Annotated in this window: 19 protein-coding genes and 3 tRNA genes; 12 read left to right on the forward strand and 10 right to left on the reverse strand. The window is 55.0% G+C overall.

Annotation, left to right across the window (positions count from 1 at the left end; all coding sequences use genetic code 11):
- Positions 1 to 34: 34 nt before the first annotated feature.
- Both Mag101_RS07995 and Mag101_RS08000 read right to left on the reverse strand, forming a co-directional pair.
- Positions 35 to 2,992, reverse strand: a complete 2,958-nt coding sequence (locus Mag101_RS07995; RefSeq protein ID WP_077403227.1) for a M16 family metallopeptidase — start codon at positions 2,990 to 2,992, stop codon at positions 35 to 37.
- A 211-nt stretch (positions 2,993 to 3,203) separates the two neighbouring features.
- Positions 3,204 to 4,139: a porin gene (locus Mag101_RS08000; protein ID WP_077403230.1), complete on the reverse strand. Its 936-nt coding sequence runs from the start codon at positions 4,137 to 4,139 to the stop codon at positions 3,204 to 3,206.
- A 434-nt stretch (positions 4,140 to 4,573) separates the two neighbouring features.
- Between Mag101_RS08000 and Mag101_RS08005 the strand changes: the two genes are divergently transcribed.
- The 11 genes from Mag101_RS08005 to Mag101_RS18135 all read left to right on the forward strand — a co-directional run bounded on the left by Mag101_RS08005 (position 4,574) and on the right by Mag101_RS18135 (position 17,641).
- Positions 4,574 to 7,150 (forward strand): DNA internalization-related competence protein ComEC/Rec2, encoded by a 2,577-nt coding sequence (locus Mag101_RS08005; protein WP_077403233.1) that lies wholly within the window; start codon positions 4,574 to 4,576, stop codon positions 7,148 to 7,150.
- A gap of 104 nt (positions 7,151 to 7,254) precedes the next feature.
- Positions 7,255 to 7,875: a MotA/TolQ/ExbB proton channel family protein gene (locus Mag101_RS08010; protein WP_010130486.1), complete on the forward strand. Its 621-nt coding sequence runs from the start codon at positions 7,255 to 7,257 to the stop codon at positions 7,873 to 7,875.
- Positions 7,876 to 7,904: 29 nt separating this feature from the next.
- Positions 7,905 to 8,324 (forward strand): ExbD/TolR family protein, encoded by a 420-nt coding sequence (locus Mag101_RS08015; RefSeq protein ID WP_077403236.1) that lies wholly within the window; start codon positions 7,905 to 7,907, stop codon positions 8,322 to 8,324.
- Positions 8,325 to 8,429: 105 nt separating this feature from the next.
- Complete coding sequence (gene msbA / locus Mag101_RS08020; RefSeq protein WP_077403239.1) at positions 8,430 to 10,268, forward strand: lipid A export permease/ATP-binding protein MsbA; 1,839 nt, start codon at positions 8,430 to 8,432, stop codon at positions 10,266 to 10,268.
- A 51-nt stretch (positions 10,269 to 10,319) separates the two neighbouring features.
- Positions 10,320 to 11,351 carry a tetraacyldisaccharide 4'-kinase gene (lpxK, locus tag Mag101_RS08025; RefSeq protein ID WP_077403242.1) on the forward strand — a complete coding sequence of 344 codons (1,032 nt, stop codon included), beginning with the start codon at positions 10,320 to 10,322 and terminating at the stop codon, positions 11,349 to 11,351.
- Entirely contained in the window at positions 11,348 to 12,133 is a 786-nt protein-coding gene (kdsB, locus tag Mag101_RS08030) for a 3-deoxy-manno-octulosonate cytidylyltransferase (protein WP_077403245.1), read from the forward strand. The genes lpxK and kdsB overlap by 4 nt, the downstream gene beginning before the upstream one ends.
- 60 nt (positions 12,134 to 12,193) lie before the next feature.
- Positions 12,194 to 13,210, forward strand: a complete 1,017-nt coding sequence (murB, locus tag Mag101_RS08035; RefSeq protein WP_077403248.1) for a UDP-N-acetylmuramate dehydrogenase — start codon at positions 12,194 to 12,196, stop codon at positions 13,208 to 13,210.
- Positions 13,211 to 13,665: 455 nt separating this feature from the next.
- Positions 13,666 to 14,310 carry a response regulator gene (locus Mag101_RS08040; RefSeq protein WP_077408155.1) on the forward strand — a complete coding sequence of 215 codons (645 nt, stop codon included), beginning with the start codon at positions 13,666 to 13,668 and terminating at the stop codon, positions 14,308 to 14,310.
- A gap of 120 nt (positions 14,311 to 14,430) precedes the next feature.
- Positions 14,431 to 16,245: an excinuclease ABC subunit UvrC gene (gene uvrC, locus Mag101_RS08045; protein ID WP_077403252.1), complete on the forward strand. Its 1,815-nt coding sequence runs from the start codon at positions 14,431 to 14,433 to the stop codon at positions 16,243 to 16,245.
- Positions 16,246 to 16,368: 123 nt separating this feature from the next.
- Positions 16,369 to 16,935 carry a CDP-diacylglycerol--glycerol-3-phosphate 3-phosphatidyltransferase gene (gene pgsA, locus Mag101_RS08050; protein WP_077403255.1) on the forward strand — a complete coding sequence of 189 codons (567 nt, stop codon included), beginning with the start codon at positions 16,369 to 16,371 and terminating at the stop codon, positions 16,933 to 16,935.
- 115 nt (positions 16,936 to 17,050) lie between these two features.
- A complete protein-coding gene (locus Mag101_RS18135; protein WP_232325180.1) occupies positions 17,051 to 17,641 on the forward strand; it encodes an HNH endonuclease family protein in 591 nt (196 codons plus the stop codon).
- Between the two features lie 73 nt (positions 17,642 to 17,714).
- Here Mag101_RS18135 and Mag101_RS08060 read toward each other — a convergent pair whose 3' ends face one another.
- The 7 genes from Mag101_RS08060 to Mag101_RS08090 all read right to left on the reverse strand — a co-directional run bounded on the left by Mag101_RS08060 (position 17,715) and on the right by Mag101_RS08090 (position 23,492).
- A complete protein-coding gene (locus Mag101_RS08060; protein ID WP_198040133.1) occupies positions 17,715 to 18,974 on the reverse strand; it encodes a serine hydrolase domain-containing protein in 1,260 nt (419 codons plus the stop codon).
- Positions 18,975 to 19,156: 182 nt separating this feature from the next.
- Entirely contained in the window at positions 19,157 to 20,167 is a 1,011-nt protein-coding gene (locus Mag101_RS08065; RefSeq protein WP_232325181.1) for a DUF1214 domain-containing protein, read from the reverse strand.
- A gap of 215 nt (positions 20,168 to 20,382) precedes the next feature.
- A tRNA-Leu gene (locus Mag101_RS08070) sits at positions 20,383 to 20,468 on the reverse strand.
- A 70-nt stretch (positions 20,469 to 20,538) separates the two neighbouring features.
- A tRNA-Cys gene (locus Mag101_RS08075) sits at positions 20,539 to 20,612 on the reverse strand.
- A gap of 450 nt (positions 20,613 to 21,062) precedes the next feature.
- A complete protein-coding gene (locus tag Mag101_RS08080; RefSeq protein WP_077403263.1) occupies positions 21,063 to 22,301 on the reverse strand; it encodes a hypothetical protein in 1,239 nt (412 codons plus the stop codon).
- A 125-nt stretch (positions 22,302 to 22,426) separates the two neighbouring features.
- Positions 22,427 to 22,503 (reverse strand) — tRNA-Pro (locus tag Mag101_RS08085).
- Between the two features lie 140 nt (positions 22,504 to 22,643).
- A complete protein-coding gene (locus tag Mag101_RS08090) occupies positions 22,644 to 23,492 on the reverse strand; it encodes an acyl-CoA thioesterase (protein WP_077403266.1) in 849 nt (282 codons plus the stop codon).
- Between the two features lie 102 nt (positions 23,493 to 23,594).
- On the opposite strand from Mag101_RS08090, the gene Mag101_RS08095 reads away from it, so the two are divergent.
- Complete coding sequence (locus tag Mag101_RS08095) at positions 23,595 to 24,467, forward strand: GntR family transcriptional regulator (protein ID WP_077403268.1); 873 nt, start codon at positions 23,595 to 23,597, stop codon at positions 24,465 to 24,467.
- 3 nt (positions 24,468 to 24,470) lie between these two features.
- Here Mag101_RS08095 and Mag101_RS08100 read toward each other — a convergent pair whose 3' ends face one another.
- Positions 24,471 to 25,478 (reverse strand): proline racemase family protein, encoded by a 1,008-nt coding sequence (locus Mag101_RS08100; protein ID WP_198040135.1) that lies wholly within the window; start codon positions 25,476 to 25,478, stop codon positions 24,471 to 24,473.
- Positions 25,479 to 25,515: the final 37 nt, after the last annotated feature.

Here is a 25,515-nt window from a genome sequence, read left to right on the forward strand (position 1 = left end):
AGGCCGCCTTTTTCAAAAAGTGAAGACTGGTTGGTTATGGAGTTGCAGACGCCGCTGTAGCCGCTGGCGCCGGATCCTCGGCCTTAGGGTGTCCGTCTTCATCCAGCTCAACAATCGGAATCTCCAAGCCCTCAAGGCTTTCCCGAATGTTGGCGGCATCGCCTACCACCACAATTGCCATGTTTTGTGGATCCAGCAGACCGGTGATGACCTTGTTCAGGGCATCGCGGTCGGTCTCTTTCAGCAACGCGTTCTGCTGGGTACGGTAATCCAGTGGCAGGTCGTAGCGCAGGATGTTGTTCAGCAGGCTGAGCTTATTGCTGGGCGTTTCATACTTGCGGGCTTCCTGCTGGCCGATTGCAGAGCGCAGGTAATTGAACTCTGTTTCGGTCATGCCTTTGCTGTCGAAGTTTTCAAACTCGGTCAGTACTTCGTTGAGTGCATCGGCGGTGGCATCCTTCTTCACTTCCGAACTCAGCATGTACATGCCGTCCTGCGGCTCACCGATCAGATAGGAGCGGGCGCCATAGGTATAGCCTTTGTCCTCACGCAGGTTGAGGTTGATGCGGCTGTTAAAGTTTCCACCCAGCGGGAAGTTGCCGAGGTAGGCGAGGTAGTAATCGCCGAGCGCGTCGTACGGTAAGCCATGCTGGCCCACACGCAGACTCGATTGCGCCGCGCCTTCCTTGTTGACCAGATACACGGTACGCCCATCAATTGATGGCTTCTCCAGAGCAATCGCTGCACGGGTCGGTTCGGACACTTCCAGTTTTGCCAGTTCACTAAGCGATTCGAGAATGCGCGAGGTAGGCAGGCTGGTGCTCACGGTAACGCCGCTCAGGTGGCGAGGAAAGTGCGCTTTGTAGTGTTGCGTAACGTCTTCGAGCGTGATGGTTTCGACCGTGCTCGGCAAGCCGTTACCCGGGTAGCTGAGTGGGTGTTCTGCGCCGCGCATTACCGCTCCAACCGCGCGAGTTGCCAGACCTTGTGGCGTCTTGCGCGCTTGCTGTAACCCTTCAATGGTTTGCTGTTTGATGCGATCAAAATCCGCTTCGGTGAAGGCTGGTTTCAGCATGCGTTCCATCATTAGCGGAACGGCAATATCCAGATGCTTTTCAAGCACATTCAGGGTAACCGTCGTTTCGTATTGGCCGCTGCTCACACTGACACTGGCACCCAGGCGCTTCAGCGCTTCGGTGAATTCGGCTGCGCTGCGCTCGGTGGTGGCTTCAGTCATGAGGGAAGTCATCAATGAGGTCAGGCCGGCTTTGCCGCGAGGCTCGTCCCGCTGACCTACGTCGAACACCGCGCGCACGGTAATGGTTGGTGTTTCGTCGTTTTGCACCGCCAGCAGTCGAATACCATTCTCGAGTTTACCGTCCTGTATTGCCGGTAGCTCTACCTGAGGGTTAATGCCTGGGGTGGGTTGTACACTGCGATCAAACGTATCTTTCACCGGGCGCAACGCCAATTCCTGGCCTTTGTCGGCATAGGTTTCCGGAATTGTGCGTGTCCATTCGTGATTTTGTTTGGCTGCCGCTAGCTCGGGCTTGCCGTTTGGCACGACACTGAGCAGAACCGAGGGTTGCTTGGCAATGTACTGGTCGAACACTCGGGTCACATCATCGGTTTCGATGGCGAGGTAGGCATTGATTTCCTTGTCGATGCCCTTGGGACTGCCGGTAAAGGTTTCGAACGCGGCCAACGTAGAGACTTTGCCCGAGACCGACTGCAGGCCAAAGATGCGGCCAGACTCGTAACCGGCTTTGAATTTAACCAAGTCGTCTTCGGTGACTCCGCGGCTGGCAAATTCCGTGAGGGTGTCGCGTACTGCCTGTTCCATTTCGGCGAGGGTTTCACCGGATGCCGGATTCTGAATCACGATAAACCACATTTCGCAGGCCAGCTCTTTACAGGAGTGGCTCACGCTTGCGGATACAGCGCGACCGGTCTGCACCAGGCGCTGGTACAGCATGGAATCCTGGCCCTGCCCGAGGATAGCGGCGGCAGCGTCCAGAGCCGGCTCGTCAGGATGGCCGTAGTGCACGGTGGGCATCATCATTGCCAGCGCGGGCAGGTGAATGTTGTCTTCCAGAGTGACGTAGCGATCGGCGTCTAACTTGGCTGGCTGCTTGGGCAGTTCTTGTACCTCGGGGCCCGCGGGAATAGGGGCGAAGTACTTGGATACCCATTCGAGGGTTTGGGCCTTGTCGATATCACCACCAATGGTGATGACCGCATTGTTGGGCCCGTACCAGCGCAGGAAGAAGCGCTTCAGGTCGCTGAGGTCGGCTTTATTCAGATCTTCGAGCCAACCGATAACCGGCCAGGAGTAGGGGTGGCCGTCGGGGTAGGTTGAGGCAAACATGGTCTCAAGCGCGCGCCCATAAGGACGGTTGTCGACGCGTTGGCCGCGCTCGTTTTTTACGGTCTCCCGTTGTACTTCGAACTTCTCCTGAGTGACTGCGTCGAGGAACACCCCCATGCGGTCAGACTCGAGCCACAGTACGGTCTCGAGCTGGTTGGCTGGCACAGTCTGGTAGTAGTTAGTGCGGTCGCTGTTGGTGGTGCCATTCATGGTGCCGCCCGCTTCGGTGATGATGCGAAAATGCTCTTCATCACCGACATTCACCGAGCCCTGGAACATCATGTGCTCAAAAAAGTGCGCGAAACCGGAGCGGCCGGGATCTTCACGATTCGAACCCACGTGGTAGGTCACATCAACGTGCACCAGCGGATCGGAGTTGTCTTCGTGCAGGACAAGGGTGAGGCCGTTATCGAGTTTGTACTTCTCGTAAGGAATTGCAATGTCAGCGCCATTGCCGTCGAAGGTCTCTACCAAGGTGACACCAGCGGGCAGGGCCGCTTGCTGCTCGGCAGCCTTGGGTGTTTGCAGATTGGCGGAATCTTCTTTGGTGACGGGGTCAGAGCTTTTACTGCAGGCAGCCAAAATTGCGGATGCGAAAATCAGGGCGATTTTTGTGCGGTGCATGGCGGTAGAAGACCTTTTTATTCTGTTGGATTTCAGATCCTAGCACAGCGAACCGCGCGCCGTAGTGTAGAGGAAAAAGCGTAGAGGAAAAAATAGCGAAGAGATGGCGCGGATTAACGCGACTTGTCACAAAATAAATCGACAGGCAATAAAAAAGGGCGCAACTCATCGAGTTGCGCCCTGAAGTTAGGGGGTCGATTTCAAGTTCGATTTAGAACTTGAATTCAGTACCTACGCCAACGTAGCTGCGGGAGTAGTCGTCGGCAGCAGTTTCGTCGGTGTAGAAGGTGAATACCTTAGCGGCGGAGGACAGTTTGTAGTCCAGGCCCAGGCTGAAGGTTTCGCCGTCAGTCTTAACGATGTCAGACTGGCCGTATTGTGCTTTCGCAGTCCACTTGTTGATCTTGTAGGCAACAGAAGTCATCCAGCCGTCTTGCTTGCTGCTGTCTGCTTTTTCCTGCTCTTCGTACAGACCGCCAACCTGCAGGCTGCCGAAGTTGTACTGGGCGACCACACGGGATACGTCCCAATCGTTGCCTTCAACGCCCATGTCGTAAGCGTACGCCAGGTAAACACCGTCTTTGTCGTAAGCGAAAGACAGGGAAGTGCCGTTATCGCGGGTATCTACGACTTCACCAGCGTCGTCCAGGATCTCAGCGTCTTCGTTGCTGATGTAGGCAGCGGCTACTTTGAAGCCACCGAAAGACGGAGTGGTGTACTGAACCGCGTTGGACGGACGGTTGTCGCTCTTGGTCACCAGGCTCTTGATGTCACCTTCGAGGTCGTTGAACAGGTCAACTTTCTTCTGGGCAACTTTCAACGGGGAGTCGAACTTACCGGCGATAGCCTGACCGAAGCCACCTTCCAGGCCTGCATAGATGTTGCGCTGGCTGAAAGTGTCGCCGTCGCCATCCATGTTTACCTGATATTCCATCTTGTAGATGCCCTTGATGCCGCTATCCAGCGGCAGCTCACCTTTAACACCCAGGCGAGAGGCGTTGCTGGATACGTCAGTAACAGCGCCGTCACCTTCGTCGTTGGACTGGAAGGAAACGTTGGCTTTACCGTAGAAGTCGAAAAGCTCTTCGGCGTTGGCAACGGTAGGCAGTGCGGCAACCAGGGCCAGAGAGATAGCGGTCTTTTTCATGTCTGCTCTCATATCGAAGTAGGTAGTGAAAATGGATGCAATAGGTTGTGTTCTTCAGATGCGGCGCAGTTTGCGGCACTTATGTTACAAACATGTGAAAGATGAAAATAATTTGAAGGTTGTGTGACTAAAAGCTGTTCGATTTAGCTGTAAGGCACAAAAGACAGGATGTTTTTGCCCGGATTTGGGGCGATTTGTGACAGAGAGGGTCTTTCTATGATCCCTCCTTTGGAGACCAAAGTAGCGAGTTTTCTTCGTTTTAGGTTATTTATTGCTCACACATAGGGTCTCGTGACGAACTTCTGTAATATCTCGACCTATGGGTCAGGTGGTTTATCGCTGGTGTATCGGCGCGATTAAATACTCCATGGATTGGGGTTTTTCGGTTGGAGTAGTGACATGGATGTGGCGTACATGCCGAACAGGAATCGGTCGTGAACAGGTTTTGGGGCAACTGGCGCCCAAGCATGGCTACGAGCTTGTGGGTGTGTGCCATCGGCATTGGCCAGGTCGCCTACTGGCCGAGACTGCCGGGCAGTGCGGAACTGGCCAGCCAGATTTTGCTGGCGGTTGTTGCTCTCTGGCTTATTCTTTTTGTCACTGGTATCGCTAATACCGTTCGCGGTGGCTACTGGCTTCTCGTTTGCCGCTTTTTGTTCCCGTTCGTTTTTGGTACCTGCTGGGCTTTGGCGTCAAATCTCCAGTCGCTAGAACAACGTCTCCCCGCGGATCTTCACGGCTCTGACCACAACGTCACCGTTGAGATAGTCTCGTTGCCACAAAGCGCACCTGCAGTGTCTTATTTTGGAGCGCCGTTACCCGCTGCTCGCGGCTACCGCGACGTCAGGTTTCGTGCCCGTATTACTAACGCTACCGATCCCCGTTTTCTGAATAGAGTGGTTCAGCTCGGCTGGTATCGGATGGCACCAGATGACTTTGTCGGCTTGCGTGCCGGCAGCCGCTGGCGGCTACACGTTCGGTTAAAACAGCCTCGTGGCAGCACAAACCCGCACACCTTCGATTACGAGGCGTGGTTGCTGGAGCAGGGGATATTTGCCACCGGTTATGTGCGTGACCGCGACCAGCAGCCCGAATTACTCGCTACGGGGACGGGCATCGACGCGTTGCGCGAAAGTATCCGGGATGGGCTTGGCGGAGACGGCGTAGATAGCTATTCATCGGCCCCATTGATGCGGGCACTCCTGCTGGGTGATCGCGGTGGAATCGGCGAGGACACGCGCGGCTTGCTTCAGCGCACGGGTACTGCGCACTTGCTGGCGATCTCCGGGCTGCACGTTGGTATGGTGGCCGCCTGCTTTTTCTTTATCGGCGGTTTGTTGGGCCGCTTTGCTGGATTGCTTCCCAGAGCCCCGCGAGTATTTCGCAACCCTGTGGGGTTGGCGGGAGCCGCGGGGTTGCTCGCCGCCGTGATTTATACCCTGGTGAGCGGTGCGCCGCTCTCTGCACAGCGCGCCTTACTTATGGTTGCGGTAGCGGTCGTCACTCTGATTCTTCGGCGCCGCCTTGATGCGCATTTGGCACTGGCTTTAGCCTTGTGTGGCGTGCTGTTGTGGCAGCCCCTTGCGGTACTGAATGCCGGGTTTTGGCTTTCTTTTGTGGCGGTCGCCGTGCTGCTATTGCGGTTTCAGGGGCGTGTGCGGGTTACTGCGGCGGCAGAAGGAGAGGAGCAGGGATTGCGAGAGCGCATTGCGCGTGTTTTCGTCATAGGCTTTGCAAACAATGTGCGGAGCCAGCTGGCGATTGTGGTTGGTTTACTGATTCCATCGCTCATAATTTTTTCCGGTCTCAGCCTGACTGGATTGCTGGTTAACTTGGTTGCCATCCCGTGGGTGGGTTTGACTATTCTGCCGTTGATTTTACTTGGGGCCGTGCTCCCGATTCATTCGTTATCCGCACTTCTGTGGCGTTTGGCAGACATGCAATTGCAGTGGTTGTTGGGGTTTATGCGGGGTGTCGACGAAGCGCTGCCCGGCTGGTTTGCGCTGCCGGCTCCTACTATCTGGCTGGCGGTGCTTGGGGTTTTGAGTTGTCTAATCTGGCTGTTGCCAAAGGGACTGCCGGGGCGTGGGTTGGCGTGGCTATTGATTCCCGTTATAGGGGCAAGTGCTCTGCCATTTCAGCGGGCGCAGTCTCCTTACCTTGAATTGTCGGTGTTGGATGTGGGGCAAGGTTTGGCGGTTACCGCAGTCACACAAGACCACACACTGGTATTTGATACCGGTGCGGCAACCGCCGCGGGGTGGAGCGCTGGTGCGGCCGTGCTCGCGCCGTACCTCCGGGCACTCGGTCGGGATAGGGTGGATCAACTCGTTGTCAGCCATGGGGACCGGGATCACGCCGGTGGCGTGGCCGGTTTGTCTGAAAGTATTGAGGTTGTCGAGAGCTATTCGCCCGGGCAGCTGACACGGCGCCTGGCTCGTGATCTGCCTAAAGCTACGGCCAGCAAGCGCTGTGTGGCTGGACAATCACAACGCGTGGGTCGCCTGACTTTGACATGGCTTTGGCCAGATGCGGCAACGGAGCAAGCGAACGGATTTCCGCGGCTCAGTGGAGAAGAGAACGATCACAGTTGTGTCGCCCTGTTGCAGTGGGCCGGTGTGCGAATTCTCCTCACCGGTGATATATCGAGCAGGGTAGAGCGGCGACTCGCTCGTCGCTATCCCGACTTTTTACCGGTGGATGTACTGATAGCGCCACATCACGGATCTCGTACTTCGTCATCGGAAGGATTTATCCGGTGGTCGCAACCGAGTTGCGTGGTGTTCAGTGCTGGCTACAAACATCGTTTCGGGCACCCGCATAAGGAGGTTGTCGCCCGTTATGCTGAGGCCGGTGTAGGGCAGCTAAATACCGCGGATAGCGGAGCTGTCCGATTTTGGTGGGATTCAGCCAGTGTGCTCGAGATTCATGAGGCGCGCGCAGAAGGACGCTTTTGGTATACGGGTCACAGCAACAAAAATTATAACAATCAGACACTTAGCTGCCGCTGATAGCTGTGGTAGAGTCTCAGGCCACGGCATCGAATATCGTTGATAGGGTGTCGAATTTATACACAGAAACCATAAGAATCCCGTACGCAGTCTGGGGCACAAACGTGTTAGAAATTATCAAATCCGGCGGCTGGCTGATGCTGCCAATCCTGCTTTGTTCTGTTGCTGTAATCGCCATTTTCATCGAGCGTCTCTGGACCCTGAATGAGCGCAAAATCGCGCCTCGCGCCCTGTTGGGTGAGGTTTGGGGTAGCCTGCGCAGCAATCAGCTGAACTCTGACAAGATCAAAGAACTGCGCGATTCCAGCCCGCTGGGGCGGATCTTTGCCGCAGGCCTGTCCAATTCCAAGCATGGCCGGGAGGTCATGAAAGACAGCATCGAAGAGGCTGCCAGCAAGGTGGTCCACGAGCTGGAGCGTTTCCTCAATGTTCTCGGTACCATCGCCGCGGTGGCGCCGCTGATCGGCCTGCTGGGCACGGTACTGGGTATGATCCAGGTCTTCACTGCGATCATGCAGGAAGGTACTGGCAACGCCGGGGTGCTGGCCGGTGGTATCTCCCAGGCCCTGATTACCACGGCTGCTGGCTTGAGCGTTGCGATTCCCGCGCTGATGGCTCATCGCTACTTCCAGCGCCGAGTGGACTCCATTGTGGTGACCATGGAGCAGGAAGCGGTAAAACTGGTGGATGCGCTGCATAGCGACCGCCGCATCGAAGCCGCCTGAGCTTAAATTCCAAGATTCAGGAGCGTTCGATGCAATTCCGCCGTCAAAGCCAAGAGCAGGATGGGGTTAACCTCACGCCGCTGATCGATGTGGTCTTCCTGCTGCTGATCTTTTTTATGGTGTCTACCACCTTTACCAAGGAAAGCCACCTGAAACTCAACCTCCCCGAAGCCTCCGGGCCACAGGCGGAGGCGCCGCCGTCCACCGTTGAAATCCTTATCAACGCAGATGGTTCCTACTCTGTTGATGGCCGTGCGCTGATCAATAAGAAGCTGGCCACCCTCAAATCGGCACTGTCGGAAGTGTCGGCTGGCGAGTACAATCGCCCGCTGATCATTACCGCCGATGCCACCGCAGAGCACCAGGCTGTGGTTCGTGCAATGGATGCTGCTGGTCAGTTGGGGTTTGTACACCTCAGCATTACCACGCGGCAACCGGGCGAACAGTAATCTATAAAGTGTTAACCGGAGTGCCAAGCTGGGGCTCCGGTGCTTTTTACCGCGTGTTCGGCTCCGTCTGAGCTGTCGAGTCGAACGGCCACAACCTGATTGTTTATGGATAAATCCCCGCAACCGCCACGCAAGCCAAACAACGGAGCCAAGACCTACCGTCGCCTGCTGTCGTACGCGGCGCCGCACTGGCCGCTGTTTATCCTTGCCGTGTTCGGTTTCCTGCTGTTCTCCACCATGGAGGTGGCGCTGATCGCGGTAACCGAGTTACTGCTGGATGCGGTTGGCGTGGGAATTGATGCCGGGCGTGGTTTCCTATCTAAATACGTGGGGGCATTTTTCCCCGGCGGCCAAATGCCGCAGGACACGGCCCGCTGGTTAGTGCCTCTGGGCATGTTGATCATTGTTGCATTGCGTGCACTTGGTAACTTTATTGGTAGTTACGGCTTGGCCTATGTGGCGCGTGCGGTTATCCACCAACTGCGTACCGAGTTATTCGAGCATATCGGGCGTCTGCCCAGTAGCTACTTCGACCGCTATACCGGTGCGTTTTTGATTTCCAAGGTTGCCTATAACGTTGAGCAGGTAACCAACTCCATCACCAAATCACTGAAAGTGATCTTTCGGTCCTCGTTTACCGCAATCGGCTTGTTGACCTATTTGCTGATGGTGAACTGGAAGCTCACGCTGACATTCTTCCTGTTTGTTCCGATCATTGCTGCCATCGTCGGTATTGTCGGCAAGCGTTTCCGCAAACTCAGCCACCGTATCCAAAACACCATGGGTGATGTTACCCACGTAACTCAAGAGGCCATTAACGGCTATGAGGTGGTGCGGATGTACGGAGGGCAGAACTACGAGAACAGCCGTTTTCAGGCGGCGAGTAACGCTAACCGCCAGCAGTTTATGAAACTGGTGGTGGCCGATAACGCGAGTGTTTCGGTGATCCAGATTCTCGTTGGCCTCGCCACGGCATTGCTGGTCTGGTTCGCATTGGCGCCGGGCATGGTGGAATCCATGACCGCCGGTGTGTTCGCATCCTATATCGGTGCGGCGGCGTCGCTGGCCAAGCCTATTCGCAACCTTTCCGAGGTTTATGCAGAAATCCAGAAGGGTATTGCGGCAGCGGAAAGTATTTTCGATGTGTTCGATTCGCCAAAAGAACCCACCGGCGGCACCGCCCAGCTGCCGGAGCCGGTAACCGGGCAGGTTACTTTCGAGAATCTCGGCTTCCGTTATTCGGAAGATGGCCCGGAGGTTCTTTCGGATATCAGTTTTACCGTAGAGGCTGGCAAGACGATCGCACTGGTTGGCTCGTCGGGTTCCGGCAAGAGCACACTGGTCAGTCTGCTGTCACGTTTTTATGAGCCGACCTCTGGCCGCATCCTGCTGGATGGGGTGGACATCACTCAGGTGTCGCTGGCAGATCTGAGAGAGCAAATCAGTCTGGTGTCGCAAAGTATCGTGCTGTTCAATGACACGGTGTATCGCAATATCGCCTACGGTGAGCTGGAAGCGAAACCGGATACCGAAGTGCAAAAGGCGATCGACCTGGCGCATGCGCGCAGCTTTATCGAAGAATTGCCCGAAGGCGAGCAGACGGTATTGGGTGACAACGCGCAGATTCTGTCTGGCGGCCAGCGTCAGCGGCTGGCGATTGCGCGGGCGTTGCTGAAGGATTCTCCATTACTGATTCTCGACGAAGCGACTTCTGCGCTGGACAATACTTCAGAGCGTCATATTCAGGCTGCACTGAATGAAGTTATGAAAGATCGCACGACCTTTGTGATCGCACATCGTCTCAGCACTATTGAGAATGCCGACTGCATTTTGGTGATGGAGCAGGGCCGTATCGTAGAGCAGGGCAGCCACGCGGAGCTCCTAGCCCGTGGAGGCCGTTACGCACTTTTGCTACAACAACAGAATGCCGAGGGCGCGGGCTGATTGGCCCGTTAATCGCACACGTCAAAACAGGGATAGGGAGCGCTTGGCGAAATGTCGCTAGAAGACTGGTTGAATAAACGCTGGTATCCGGCCGCCAGCGGTGGCGAGGACAGCGGCCATCAACTGCCACTACTTGCACCGCTCGAGGTGGCGTTTCGCCATGGCAGCCGCTGGCGCAAGCAGCGGAATAAGCCGGCGCCCCTGCCAGTTCCAGTAATCGTGGTGGGTAACATCACCGTAGGTGGCGCAGGGAAGACACCGTTAGTTGCCGAGCTGGGGCGCTGGCTGCAAGAGCGCGGGCGCAAGCCTGGCATTATCAGTCGCGGTTACGGTGGCCGGGCCAAGCATTATCCCTATAACGTTACCGCTCAATCTCATCCTCTCGAATCTGGTGACGAGCCGCTCATGCTGCACCTGATGACGGGGCTGCCGGTGATGGTTGCACCCAAGCGTCTCGAAGCCGCGGAGGCCCTGATTGAGCAACACGATTGTGACGTGATCCTGTCGGATGATGGCCTGCAGCATTATGCCTTGTGGCGCAGTATGGAAATCTGTGTGGTGGATGGGCAGCGAGGGCTGGGCAACGGCCATTTGTTACCCCGTGGCCCATTGCGCGAGTCGGTTGATCGGCTCGATAGTGTCGATATGGTGGTTGCCAACGGGCAGCCAAACGAACTGGTTCTGTCGCAGTGTGGGGAGAAACTCGACTTCACCATGGAACTGGAGCCGGCGCTGTGGCACCAGTTCAATCTGGACCAGACTTCATCGCTAAAGCTGGAGTCCGGCCCACAGATCGGCCCGTGTCATGCAGTGGCCGGCATCGGCAACCCACAGCGCTTCTTTAATGCCTTGCGCGAAGCGGGGTACACCGTCTCGGAAATGCCGTTCCCGGATCACCACCAGTACAGTGCGCAGGAACTGCAGCTGGATGGCATTACGCCAGTAATTATGACCATGAAAGACGCGGTGAAATGCCGTGATTTCTGGCAGAGCCACTGGTGGGCGCTGGAAGCACGCGCCCAGTTGCCAGAATCCTTTTACCAGCGTATCCATCAACACCTTGAGAGCTTCGAACCCGCATGACCCGCACGAGTAGCACCGCAAGCGCACCCAGTTTTGACGTGATTATTCCAGCGCGCTACGCATCCAGCCGACTGCCGGGCAAGCCGCTGGCGGAAATCGCCGGTAAGCCGATGGTCCAGCGTGTCTATGAACGCGCCCTCGAGAGTGCAGCAGAGCGAGTGGTTGTCGCCACGGATGATGAGCGGGTTGCAGAGGTGGTCACTGCATTTGGCGGCAAGGTTTGCATGACCAGCGCCGAGCACGCTTCGGGTACCGACCGTTTGCAGGAAGTCGCTCAGCAATTGGGCCTGGCTGATGACAGGATACTGGTGAATGTACAGGGGGATGAGCCACTTATCCCGCCGGCGGTGATCAATCAGGTTGCCTCAAACCTGGCGAATAACTCCGGTGCCGGTGTGGCAACACTCGCGGAGCCTATTGAATCCGTGGAAGATTTTTTGAACCCCAATATCGTCAAGGTCGTGTGCGAAGCTTCTGGCCTAGCGCGTTATTTTTCGAGGGCACCGATTCCCTGGCCGCGCGACGCATTCGCTGCCGAGCAAGGCGCTTTGCCTAAAGGGCTAAATCCGCGCCGCCATATTGGGATCTATGCTTACCGGGCAGCTTTGCTAAATCTGTTTGTGGCGTGGCCGATGGCGCCAATCGAACAATTTGAAGCATTGGAACAGCTTCGTTTCCTGTATAACGGCCATGCCATCCACGTGGATGACGCCAGCGAAGTGGTACCCGGTGGTGTTGATACTGAGCAGGATCTTGCGCGGATGCGCGCATTGTTCGCCTGAGTTTCCTGGAGCGCTAATCGTAGCTCTTATAGCAAGCGCATCCTCAAGCAGCGGTAGTACATGATTCAGTCCGATATTGATCTGCAGCCATTTAACACGATGACCATAGCCGCGCGTGCCAAGCACTTTTGCGCGGTTACTTCCCTTGAAGAATTGCGGGCAGCACTTGCATTTGCTCGTGAAAACTCTCAGCCCATTTTACCCCTCGGCGGCGGTAGCAATATCGTACTTACCGATGACTTCCCGGGGCTGGTGTTGCACTTGGGTATGCGCGGTCTGGAACTTGAGGAAGATGCCGGTGGTGTGCGTATTCGTGCGGCCGCTGGAGAGAACTGGCATCAGCTGGTAATGCGCAGTGTTGAGGCTGGGTTTGGTGGCCTTGAGAATTTGGCCCTGATCCCGGGGAATATCGGCGCGGCGCCTATTCAAAATATCGGCGCTTATGGCGTAGAGCTTAAAGATTACTTTGAGCAACTGACCGCGGTGGAGATCGCGAGTGGCGATTTAGTGACGTTTACCGCCGACGATTGCGCATTCGGGTATCGGGACAGCGTCTTCAAAGGTGCAGGCAAAGACCGTTATCTAATCTGCGAGGTGGTTCTGCGCTTGCCGAACACTTGGAAGCCGCGAGTGGATTATCCAGCATTGCAGCAGTTTTTTGCCGAAGAGGGCAGGCCACTAGATGCGTTAACGCCTGCGGAAATCGCGGATGCGGTGATTGAGATACGTAACAGCAAACTTCCCAACCCGGTCGAAATTCCTAATACTGGCAGTTTCTTTAAGAATCCGGTGGTTAGCGAAGCACAATATACGGCACTAAAGGCATCCCACCCGAATGTGGTCGCCTATGCGGCAGGTGATGGGTGGAAACTAGCCGCCGGTTGGCTGATCGATAATGCTGGCTGGCGCGGTTTTCGCCGTGACGGTGTCGGCGTGCACGACCGTCAGGCCCTGGTTCTGGTGAACCCCGGGCACCGCAGTGGCCACCAGGTCGTCGGGCTGGCGCGCGAAATCGCTGCAGATATCAAAGACAAGTTTGGTGTAACACTGGAGCCCGAGCCGCGGTTTTATCCGTAATCCATTTTTGATCTTCCGTGTATCCCACGTGGAATGCGGCACCCGTGGTGCCGCGCCTCGCAAGTATCACCACTGAAAAATATTACTCCCGTCACTGAAGCGCTCTCTCGGAATTAGATCGGGGAGAGGCTCGCTACAACCGGGCTTTGTACGCTTTCCCCAGTTTTTGTACGCATTCTCCACAATTTGATGACAAAACGATCTCTCGTAGATTCAGGTGTGTCCGGCACATATCTCTGACAAGTACCGAAATTTTGCTGAATTTGTCTTCAATTTCTCGCGGAAAGCTTGCTTTGCATCAAGACATTAGTCTGGTATGTTTTCTATGGGCTCTGTGGATGGATCTTTGCAGGAGTAACCTGCTGAGCAATAACAAGAAATTTGGTTTTACGCGAGCTGAATTCAGTAGGAAAATATCGCGAAAAGCTGATTGAAAATCCGTGGTTGGGGCTAAATTGATAAAAGTCTCAGTGGTAGACGATCACGACCTCGTGCGTATGGGGATATCCCGTATGTTGGGGGATGTGTCCGATATAGAAGTGGTCGGTGAAGCCAAGAGCGGTGAAGATGCCATCGCCTTCGTACGCGAAACCCCAGTAGACGTCGTCCTGATGGACGTGCGTATGCCTGGGATGGGCGGCCTAGAGGCTACGCGCAAGCTGATTGCCCGCTTCCCGCAGTCCAGGGTCATTGCCGTCAGTGCTTTGGATGACGACCTGTTTCCAAGCCGCTTGATTCAGGCTGGAGCGAAGGGGTATGTCACCAAGGGCGCGGACCTGGAGGAAATGGTGCGGGCGATTCGCTCGGTGGTCGCTGGGGAAACGTATATTAGTTCCTCCATGGCCACCAAGCTGGCATTGCGGAGTGTGAGCGGCGGTTCGTCACCTTTTGACGAGCTGTCTGAGCGCGAGCTGCAGACCGCAGTGATGATCGTAAACGGGAGTAAGGTCGCCGAGATTGCCGAAACCCTCGCGGTAAGCCCGAAAACCGTCAATACCTATCGTTACCGCATTTTTGAGAAATTGGGGCTGAACTCGGATGTTGAGTTGACCCTGTTGGCGGTCAAGCACCATGTACTGGACCCCGAGGAGGCGCTTTAGCGCTGGTGAGAAGCGATTTCTTAGTATGAATTTTGAACAGGGGCCTTTGCTGGCCCCTGTTTCGTTTTGGTGAAGTTGTCGCGACTTTTTAACGACTTGGTTCTGAATTGATTATTTGCGATGTTCGACAGTAAGCGGTTTTTATCTACGGTCACACGCAAACCCGGCGTTTATCAGATGTTTGATGCCGGGGGGAAGGTTTTGTATGTGGGCAAGGCCAAGAATCTGCGCAATCGCCTGGGAAGTTATTTTCGCGCGACCGGACTCACCGCCAAGACCATGGCATTGGTTGAGAAGATCGCCGATATCGAGGTGACCGTCACCCGCAGTGAAACCGAGGCGCTGGTACTCGAGCAGAGCCTGATCAAGTCCCAGCGCCCGCCCTATAACGTGATGCTGAAGGACGATAAGGGCTATCCGTACATCTTTCTTTCCAGCAAAGACACCTTTCCACGTATCGCGTTTCACCGCGGTTCCAAGCGGAAAAAGGGCGACTACTTCGGCCCCTTTCCCAACGCATCCTCGGTAAGGGACAGCCTCAATTTCCTGCAAAAAACCTTTCGTATTCGTAATTGCGAAGACAGCGTGTTTGCCAACCGCTCACGTCCTTGCCTGCAATACCAGATAGAGCGTTGTACGGCGCCGTGCGTCGACTTTATCAGCCCCGAGGACTACCAGGCGGATGTTCGCCACGCGCAAATGTTCCTTGCCGGGAAAAGTGACAGCATCATCCGTGAGTTGGCCGACGCCATGGAGAAGGCCTCGGCAAGTCTGGAGTTCGAGAAAGCCGCCCGTTTGCGTGATCAGATTGTCGCCTTGCGCAGGCTGCAATCGGATCAGATTGCCGAGAGTGCCGCTGGTGATGTGGACGTGTTGGGTGCCGCTACATCCGGCGGCCTGTGTTGCGTACATGTGCTGTTTATTCGGCAGGGGCGTATTTTGGGTAGCCGCAGTTACTACCCCAGTGAGAAGCTTGGGCTCGAATCCTCTGGGCTATTGTCGGCATTTATTCCGCAGTTCTACCTGAGTGGGAACCGGGAGGTACCCCGGGAGATACTTATGTCGGAAGACCTGGAGGACAGCGAACTCCTTGCCAGCGCGCTTTCCGAGAAGTCCGGTAAAGAGGTACAGCTGGTGCACCGGCTGCGTGGCAATCGCGCCTCGTGGGTGGAAATGGCGCAACAGGCGGCCAGCCAGAACCTGCAAAGTCGCACCGCGTCACAGCAGAAGCTGCAGGACCGGTTTGAAGATTTGCAGAATATCTTGCAGTTGAATGAATTACCCGAGCGGCTCGAGTGCTTTGATATCAGCCATTCCAGTGGCGAGGCAACGGTGGCATCGTGTGTGGTATTTGATACAGGCGGTCCGGTCAAATCGGATTATCGGCGTTTCAATATCGAGGGTATCACTGCCGGAGATGATTACGCGGCCATGGGACAGGCGCTGCAGCGCCGATACACGCGTCTTTCCAAGGGTGAGGGGCGCTTCCCCAATATTCTCCTGGTGGACGGTGGTAAAGGTCAGGTGCGGCAGGCGATTGATACGCTGAATGAGCTTGGGGTACTTGGCGTTCAGATTATTGGTGTCGCCAAAGGAACTACCCGCAAGGCGGGCTTCGAAACACTGCATGTGGTGGCGCAAAATCGCGAGCTGGTGCTTGAGTCGGACTCGCCAGCACTGCATTTGATTCAGCAGGTGCGCGACGAGGCCCACCGCTTTGCGATCACCGGGCACCGCCAGCGGCGCGATAAAAAACGCCGTGAATCACCACTCGAAGGCATACCCGGTGTTGGCCCTGCACGTCGTCGCGCGCTTCTCCATCACTTTGGTGGGCTGCAGGAGGTCATGCGGGCCTCGGTCAATCAGATTGCCAGCGTTGAGGGGGTGAGCAGTAAGCTGGCCCAGGAGATATACTCCAGCCTCCATAACGAATGAGTGTGCTGTACAAATATGCTGCACAGTAGCGGCGTATTTCCTATTAGCGTTTCTTTTTCGCCGCTAGATTGCTAAGTTACGCAGTGCCGACGAAGTGTGTTCAGCGAATGTAAAAGGACCAGCATGACTCTCGCCAACAAATTGACCCTACTGCGTGTAGCGCTCATTCCGGTTTTTGTGCTGGTTTTCTATCTTCCCTATAAGTGGAGCTACATTGCTTCCGCTCTGATCTTCTCCATTGCTGCTGCGACCGACTGGCTTGACGGTTATCTAGCGCGCAAACTGAATCAGAGTACCCCGTTTGGTGCCTTTCTCGACCCGGTGGCAGACAAGCTGATGGTCGCTACAGCCTTGGTGCTGCTTGTCGACCTGCACGACCACCGCCTGTTTACGATTGCCGCAGCCATTATTATTGGCCGCGAGATTGCGGTTTCCGCACTGCGTGAGTGGATGGCTGAACTGGGTCAGCGTGGCAACGTGGCAGTGAACTACGTTGGCAAGATCAAAACCACGGCGCAAATGGCTGCAATCATTGTGTTGCTGGCATTCGATGTAGAGGAGTTTCCGGTGATGGAAACCATCGGATACATCCTGCTGTATGTGGCCGCAGCCCTGACACTTTGGACAATGGTGGTCTATTTACGCGCGGCCTGGCCTGCGCTGAATGGCGAAGATTCGTCCGCTTCCTGATCGATTTGTAACGCGTTCACAGATCTGGCGTCTCGTGTAGGGACGTGGATTTTCAGGTCGCAATCAATTCGGTACGATAGTTCCATTCGAGCATTTGTGCGCCAGTGGAGTTATCGTGCCTTTTCGCTTATTTTTTTCCCAACAATACACTCGTTCAATAGCTACCCTTGTTGCTGCAGTATGCTGCATTGGCCCGGGGGCTAACGCCCTAGAAAGCAACAAGTACAAGCGGGCAGAGTGGCTCCCAAAGTGGTCCGATGCGGATCGCGATTGCCAGAACACCCGTCACGAACTCCTTGTTCGATTTTCCCTGGCACCGATTACCTATACCGATACACGCCACTGCCAGGTGAAGGGTGGTCTTTGGATGGACCCGTACACAGGCCAGTTTTTTGAGTTGGCTTCGGATCTGGATGTGGAGCACATTGTGCCGCTCAAGTGGGCCCATGAAAGAGGCGGTGCAGAATGGTCGCGTGAACGGAAGCGCGCATTTGCCGAAGACCCCGACAACCTGTGGCTTGTCGACGATGGGCGTAACCAGAGCAAGGGGCACAAAGGCCCCGATGAATGGATGCCGCCTTACGGCCCAGTGCGGACCTACTACTTGCGCCGCTTTCTGGGTGTCGCCGAGAAATATGGATTGCAGGTTAGGCCAAACGAATCCCAATTAATCCTGGCGATGCTGGCGGATTCCCGCAAAGGTTAATGAGCTTTTAGAGGTTAAGCTGCGTGAGGTCGCCCTATGGCGAATATCGGGCCGTTAGCTGGGCACGCCGCGATTAGTCCGGAATAGCTTCCAGGATTTCCCCAAAGCGGTTTTCGACCGGATAGGGGGTTGCAGACCAGCCGAGCCGCACGATTACGGCACCTTGTGAGGGTGCCACCATCACTTTTTGTTCGCGATTCCCCAGCATAAAAAAACTATCTTCCGGCAAGCACGGGTATTGGTTCGATGATTGCTTGCGCCCTAAACAATTCAGCCAGATTTGGTAGCCGTAACGAATGTCGTTTTTACTGATATTGGGCTGTACCGCTTGAGAGATCCAGTGCGGATCAATGAAAGGCGTTTCGCGGTGTGTTGCGGCAAGAGCACCGCTAGCGGCGTATAGTTGCCCCATGCGCGCCCAATCGCGGGCCGTCCCGTATCCGTAAGAGCTGCCTACCAATACACCGTCATCATCCAGTTCAATCAATATGCTGGGTGTGTCGAGTGGCTCGGTGAATTCCTTCCTCAGGAAATGCAAAACCCTTTCCGTGCCTCCAAGTCTTTCGTGTATCCAGCGTGCCAGCAGATTGGTGCTGCCCGATGAGTATGAGAAGTGTGTGCCAGGTGTATGCTGCAGGGGCCGTTCCAGCGCATAGCGGGAGCAGGGGGTTCTGCCAAACAGCATGCGAGAAACGTCGCTGCCCAGCCGGTAATCTTCACAGAATTGCAGTCCATCACTCATTTGCAGCAGATTGTGCAATGTAATCATTGAACGGCTGTCACCAGACCACGCGTCAAAAAGCCCACTGGCATGCCTATCCACCAGGCCGAGGGTTTCCATGCGGCCCATTAAAAGGGCGATGGCGCTCTTCGTTAACGACCAGCCAAAGAGTGACGTCGTGGGGCTAATTCCTGCGCCGTAGGCCTCTCCAACAACGCACCAATCCTGCATCACCAGCAGTGCGCGTGTGTCGAGCCCCGACTCGTTGTCCTGCTGTATTTGCCGGTATAGCAACTGCTGTAGCTGGTTTGTCTGGTATCGGAATCCGGTGGGAGGTTTTTCAGCCCCCAGTGAATGAAATTTTAACGGCGTGTCAGCAGAGATTCGTTGCGCTCGCCTTGTGCTCGATGGAGCGCATATCATCGAGCCGATCATTGGTCGGTACCGTGCATGAATGGTAGAAAGACTTGCCAGCGTCGCCGATGTCACATGGTCGTTGTGGCGGATGGTGATAAGGCGGAAGAGGGGGGAGTATTGGGAGAGGTCCTGGCGTATACGCCTCGATGAAAACCCGGAAATGTTGTGTGCAGAACATGCAAGTTTTGCACTCATGACCAGTAGTGCTCTCAGTGCCTCTCTCGGTGTCTCTATCAGTCGCTTGAGCGGATATCTTGTCTCGCGCGAGCGACTGATCAAGCAAATAATCCCAAAGCTCGCCCCAAAGCAGGCCACGCCGATAGCCACCACGACAATGAAATCAAATGTCATATTGAAAGAAATGGTATTGCGCAGGGCTACTCGACAACGCTAACCGCTGGCAAGCCGTATTCTCTTTTCAATACGGTAGGGCCGGGCCGATACACTCGCATAAGGAAGTTCCATCCATCTGTAATATCAACGCGGTTTGCGTGCTTGCCACAGTGTTCTTCGCTGCCGAAATATGCGGTAAAGGTGTTGTCTTTATTCAGTGTCACATTGCGGTCGTTGATAATGTTGTTGTCGGATTTCATAAATCCATCTTCACCGTAAACAGTGATCGACCAAAAGGCATTGTTGTCGGGTACCGCGTAGGTTGCTCGGTAGCACTTTGAACTATCCTCTGGGCCTGTGTAGTTGATGTACACAGCGTCTTTTTCGGGAAATAAATATATCGCGCCGGCTACCGCCAGATGACGCATTTTCTCATTAACTTCTCCCTTGGGCCCCATCCAGTCAGGCTCGTATTGATCAAATTTTTGGAATTCTTTCTCGTATTTTTTGCGCAGTGAAAGCATGGAGTCTTTGTCCCACGGTGGGGTGGGGAAAGGGTCGGCGCTCGTTGCATTGATCTTAATTTTCTTTTGGAGCGCGTTTACCAGTGCTACGTCATTCGGATCACTGGGATCTTTTAGCTGGATCCGCTGAATCACCGCAGCGTACTTGGTGTCTTCCGGAAGTTTGTGTGTGCCGGGGGTGTAATACACCGCAGAGGCATAATGGTCATTGTCGACCACGTATACCGAGAAATATCGATCGTCTGGGAATTCTGGAATGGTGATAGTGGCACCACCCTCTGTGTCGACAACGGCACCGGCGTAGAGCGTGTCGCGATTCATGCGCACCACCGTTTGGTTGTTAAGAGGGGTTGGCTCCGTAATGTAAAAAAATTCGTTCACCTTGCCGCCAGCATTTTTCTGGAAGTCAGCAAGTGCGAAATCGACTTCGGCGCGGATGTAGTTTTCGGGTGTCACCTGCTCCGTGGCGTGTGCTGGGTACAGCTGCAGTGCAACAAAAATGAAACAAAACAGTTGCAGGCCGTACTTCACAAGACTGTCGCGTGCAGTTGGTTGGAGATTGTGAAAACTAGAGGTTGGGTAATGTCTTGTCACAGCGCACACTCACGTTCGATCGTTTGCTCTTGAGTGTAGTTGTGCGGGGGTGTTTCGGCGCAGCAGCGCGAGCTATACCGATAACCCAGTCAGGAATTGGGTGAGTGGCGTCGGGAATTTACGTATAGAATCAGTGCGCGAGGGGGGAGGAGTGGTGCCCGGGGCGGGACTTGAACCCGCACGACCAGAAGTCGAGGGATTTTAAATCCCTTGTGTCTACCAATTCCACCACCCGGGCCAGTGGATGATCAGCTGGCTCGTTTGTTGGCCAGTGATGGTGGTAAGCCTGAATAGGCTGACCAAAAATATGGAGGCTAGGGTCGGAATCGAACCGGCGTACACGGAGTTGCAGTCCGCTGCATGACCACTCTGCCACCTAGCCATAGGTGTCGCATCAAGCGATGAAAACGTCGCGGAGTTTAGCGGATGATCGCCAAAAATCCCAGCATTTTCTGATACTTACGCGCCTCAGGGCGTGTAAGAGGGCGCTATTCTATGGTTTGCGAAGGATTAGTCAAGGCAATTTCTCCAACTTCTCGCCAGCGTACAAAAAGTGATCGCGAGGGCTGTCAGGGGCCGCGTAATAACTAGTCAGAATGAAGGGAGTTTTGCTATCGCGAATTGTTCTAAACGAACCCGGAATCATGCTGGCAATCCTGCCGACCTGACTAATACTGAGAGTAGCTGGCTAGCACACATCTCCCCCCAAGTCGTGTTTAGTAGTGCCGGCCGGGCACCTTCCTCCATACAGGTGCCCCGTGTGTTGTAAGGATGAAATCCTCCAAGTTTCACTCCTAATGGTCTTGGCCCTGACGCTCTCCCCCCCCCGTCGTCAGGGCTTTTTTTTGCCTGAAAGAAATGCGCGGTCCAGCTGTGGGATTTCACTGCCCGCCGCTTCCTCTGCAAGCTTGCGGAATCTCTCCAGGGTGACTTCTCCACGATCAGCGGCCAACGCGGTAACCACATCATCGAGGCTGTTTTCGCCTTCGCTGGCTTCCTGGATATACAGGTCAATTTCTTGCAGCACCACCGCAGCGCGCGCGGTAATGGGGCCGGAGGAGCGCTTTACCAGGAGGTTGGGAGATTTCTCACCCCAAGTGGCGAGTTTCTCCATGGTTTCCTGATAGCGTCGTTCGCTAATCCCGCCTGTACGGCGCAATGTTTGTAGCGAGTAGTACTCCGCAATCCCTTCCACTATCCAGTCGCTCTCTTTATCGCCGCGAATGCCGGTACCAACGTGGATCAGTTCATGCAGCAAACTACTGGTCCGGTTCCCGGATATAAGTGGGCGGTCCGAATGGATAAATAAGGAGCGAGTGCCGGAGAGGCCGCCGCGCCACATGGGGTCGGGTGCCATTACGATAAGCAGTCTATCGGGAAACAATGGAAATACTTTTTTGAGTTCTGGCAGTGTCCAGTTGAGAAAGGAGAGGGTGTCTTGCCGGCGAATGCTTTTGCCCCGTGGGCCCGCAACAACCGTATCTGTCCCGTCGATAAATTCCTGTCGGCTGCCCACATCGCCCGCGATCATCCAGCCTTTCGGGCGCACGAACCGGCGCCCGTCATCTTTCAGAAGAAAGATACCCGCTTCATCGATTGCATAGGGCGCGAGGCTACGCCAGTTATCCGGTGCAGTGATTTCCAGGGTGGCGCGGGAGTGAAGCCTCTCCGGGGCGCGGACCGATATCGGGGGGATTAACTTGTCGGAACGGAAAATCGCCCAGTCTTCGGTAATGCGCGAATCGTAGTGCCCGGAACCCTTCTTTTGATCGATAACGAACTGGTATTGAATGCTGGCGGACTCCCCCTTGGGCGTCCATACCGCTTTGTCCCCATCCATCTCGATGTCATCGTCGCCGCGGATGTTGTGGTGACGCTCGGGCTTCAGGTGCAGCGTCAGTTTGCTGGGTAGTTCTTCGCCAGCGAGCGTGATGGTGACGTCGGCCATACCGGTTTCAGGATTGAGTGCCGCTTTATAGCGCACATCGTAATAGTTCACGCCTTTGGCATTGGCGCTAACCGAAAAGGTGAGGGCGGTGAAGATCAGGAGAAATCGTAAATATAAACGCACTGGTAGAGCTCAAACCCATGTCGAATGGTTAAATCTGGTGTCTGTGACCACAAACAAGGGTATCAGTGCCGCAGATTCTGGCTCAATCAGTGAAACGTAAAAATGAGAAGGCGTAGGAGGGAAAATGGTCGGTGAGAGAGGATTCGAACCTCCGACCCCTTCGTCCCGAACGAAGTGCGCTACCAGGCTGCGCTACTCACCGACTAGGTCGAGCAAATTGCTCATGCTTCCTTGCGAAGCGGGCGGCATTATAACAGCCGGTCACGACCTGTAAACCACTGATTTCATTAAATTTACGAACCTGCCGCGATTGTCGCGCGCGGCAGGTTTGTGTGTTGTGGCTCAGCGGTCGATCTTGCGAATCAGGCCTTCCTGGGTGGTGGATGCAACCAAGCGACCGTCCCGGGTAAAGATCTGGCCACGGCAATAGCCGCGAGCACCACTCGCCGAGGGACTATCGGTCACGTACAGCAGCCACTCGTCGGCCCGGAAGTGACGGTGGAACCACATGGCGTGGTCCAGGCTCGCCGGCATCATATTCGGGTCAAACAGGCTGATGGGGTGCGGCTGCAGGCTGGTGCCCAGCAGTGCCATGTCGGAGGCGTAACACAGTGCGCTGCGGTGTTCGATCGGATCGTCCGACAGCTCGCTATCCACCTTGAACCAGAACATGCAGCGGGGCTCGCGTACACCGGCGCCAAAATAGCTCATTGGGTCCACCGGACGGAAGTCCACCATAAAGCGACGCTGGTTGTGGGCCGGGTCGTTCATGCCTGCTTCTTCGGCCAGTCGTTGGGTGTTTTTCAGCTTTTCTGGGGGGATCACGCCATCTGTTGGCATGTCTATCTGATGATCAAACCCGGGTTCATCGATTTGGAAGGAGCAAGACATATTGAAAATGGCCTTGCCCTTTTGGCGGGCCACGACACGGCGGGTCGTAAAGCTGCCACCATCGCGAATCGGGTCTACATCGTAGATTACCGGCATTTCACTGGAACCGGGGCGCAGGAAGTACGCATGCAAAGAGTGTGGTAGGCGGTCTTCTACGGTCCGCGTAGCCGCCATTAGTGCTTGGCCTAATACCTGGCCTCCGAAGAGAACCTTACGGTAATTTTCCACGTGTTCCTGGCTGCGGAACAGGTTGGTGTCGAGTTGCTCGACGTCAAGGAGCTTGCTCAGCTTTTCTAACATGGGCGATACTGCCTGTCCTTTGTAAAATTTCACCCCGAAACCCCTGCTAAATAGTCGTTTAGCCGTTAGGGTGGGGAGAAAATGATAGCAAGTGTTGGCTAGATGACCATTACTGAATATATCAAATCCGATGTAAAAGCTGTTCTTCAAGCGCAAGGTAGCCTGCCGTACAAATTGACTTTAGGCGCCATGTCGGAGCACTACAAGGTCAGCTTGACGCCAGTGCGTCATGCGGTAGATGAATTGGTGGAAGAGGGGGTAATACTCCGCAAAGACAATGGTCGACTCGAAGCGCGGCCGGAAGTGTTGAAAGGGGTCAAGCTAGAGGCTCCTCAAGCGGATGCCACCGACCACAAGCTGTACGATGACATTCGTGAAGATGTGATTGCGCGCAGTCTTAAGCAAGATACTGAATATTTGCGGGAGCAAGCCACTGCGGAGCAGTATGGTGCGGGCCGAACGGTCGTCCGACAGATTTTCTCTCGACTGGCTGGTGCTGGCCTAATCGAGCATGTGCCACGTTGTGGCTGGCGGGTTCACCCTTTCAGCGAGCAGGATATGCACAATTACCTCGATATCCGCGAGATGTTGGAACTGAAAGCACTGGATCTTGCACGTGAACACTTTACCGAGGACGAGCTGCGACAATTACTCAAGGCTAACCATCCCGGGCGCGGAAACACTGAATCGCAATTGGATTTTGATTTACACGATTACTGGATCGAGCGTTGTGGCAACCGCTACATCCAGGAGTTCTTCCAGCGCTATAGCCCGTTTTACAACGCACTCTTCAACTATGCGGTTATTGACGAAGAGGTAAAGCGAGAAATGGCGCAAGAACACTGCGAGATCGTGGAGTGCCTGCTAGCTAAAGATTGGAAGGGGGCGCGTAACGCATTGAGCGCGCACATTCGTGAGCAGCGTGAAGCCGTATCCAGGATGATTGAATTTCTCAACGATAAACAGACGGCGTAGCACTTATCCTATGCCGTGTGCGAAAGGGTCTTCGGGGTCAATAATGACGCGGGATTCCGCACTGATGTAAGCGCTGCCGGTGATTGTGGGAATCACTTTCCCTTGTTCATATGTCGAGTCCGGTAGCGCCCTTATACGACCCTCGAAAATACTACCGATCACACTTTCCTGCCGCCATACGTCACCTTCTTTAATCTTGCCATCAGCGTACAGGCACGCCAGTTTCGCACTGGTTCCGGTTCCGCAAGGAGAGCGGTCATAGGCGTTGCCAGGGCAGAGGACAAAGTTTTTGCTGTCGGCTTGCTCCGGATTGGTAGGTGGTGAGAAAAGCTCGATATGATCGATCTCATGACCATTCTCACCGGCGATTCCGTGTGCAACAAGGGCCTCACGAACCCTATGGCAGTAGTCCGTCAACCGCTCGGCATTATCCACGGTGATTTCCTGTCCATGATTCCCGACCAGGAAAAACCAGTTCCCCCCCCAGGCGATGTCACCGGTTACCGTCCCCAGGCCATCCACTTCTACGGATACGTCTTTGCGATATCGATAGCTGGCGACATTGTCGACGCTTACCCGGTGGTTGTTATGCAGGACAAAGGAGACATTGCCTACGGGGGTCTCCAGTTCGTGTTTCCCTGGTGTGATCAAACCTTTGCGGGCAAGGGTGACCGCTAGGCCGATGGTGCCATGGCCACACATACCCAGATAGCCGACGTTGTTGAAAAAGATCACCCCGGCAGTGCTTGCAGGGTTTTTTGGTTTGCACACGATGGCGCCTACTAGTACATCCGATCCCCGTGGTTCCCGAATGAGGGCGGAGCGAAGGTAGTCGAAATGCTCTCGAAACAGGCTTAGGCGCTCAGCCATACTGCCCGTTCCCAAATTCGGGCCACCGGCGACAATAACTCGAGTAGGTTCGCCACCGGTATGGGAGTCGACCACCTCGATAACTTGGTCGATCGAGAGGTCCTTAATTGGCTCCGTAACTGGACTATCGATTTCGATCACAACTTTCTCCACCTGATTTTTATTTTTGCGGTTTCTT

The sequence above is a fragment of the Microbulbifer agarilyticus genome (assembly GCF_001999945.1).
GTDB classification, from domain to species: domain Bacteria; phylum Pseudomonadota; class Gammaproteobacteria; order Pseudomonadales; family Cellvibrionaceae; genus Microbulbifer; species Microbulbifer agarilyticus_A.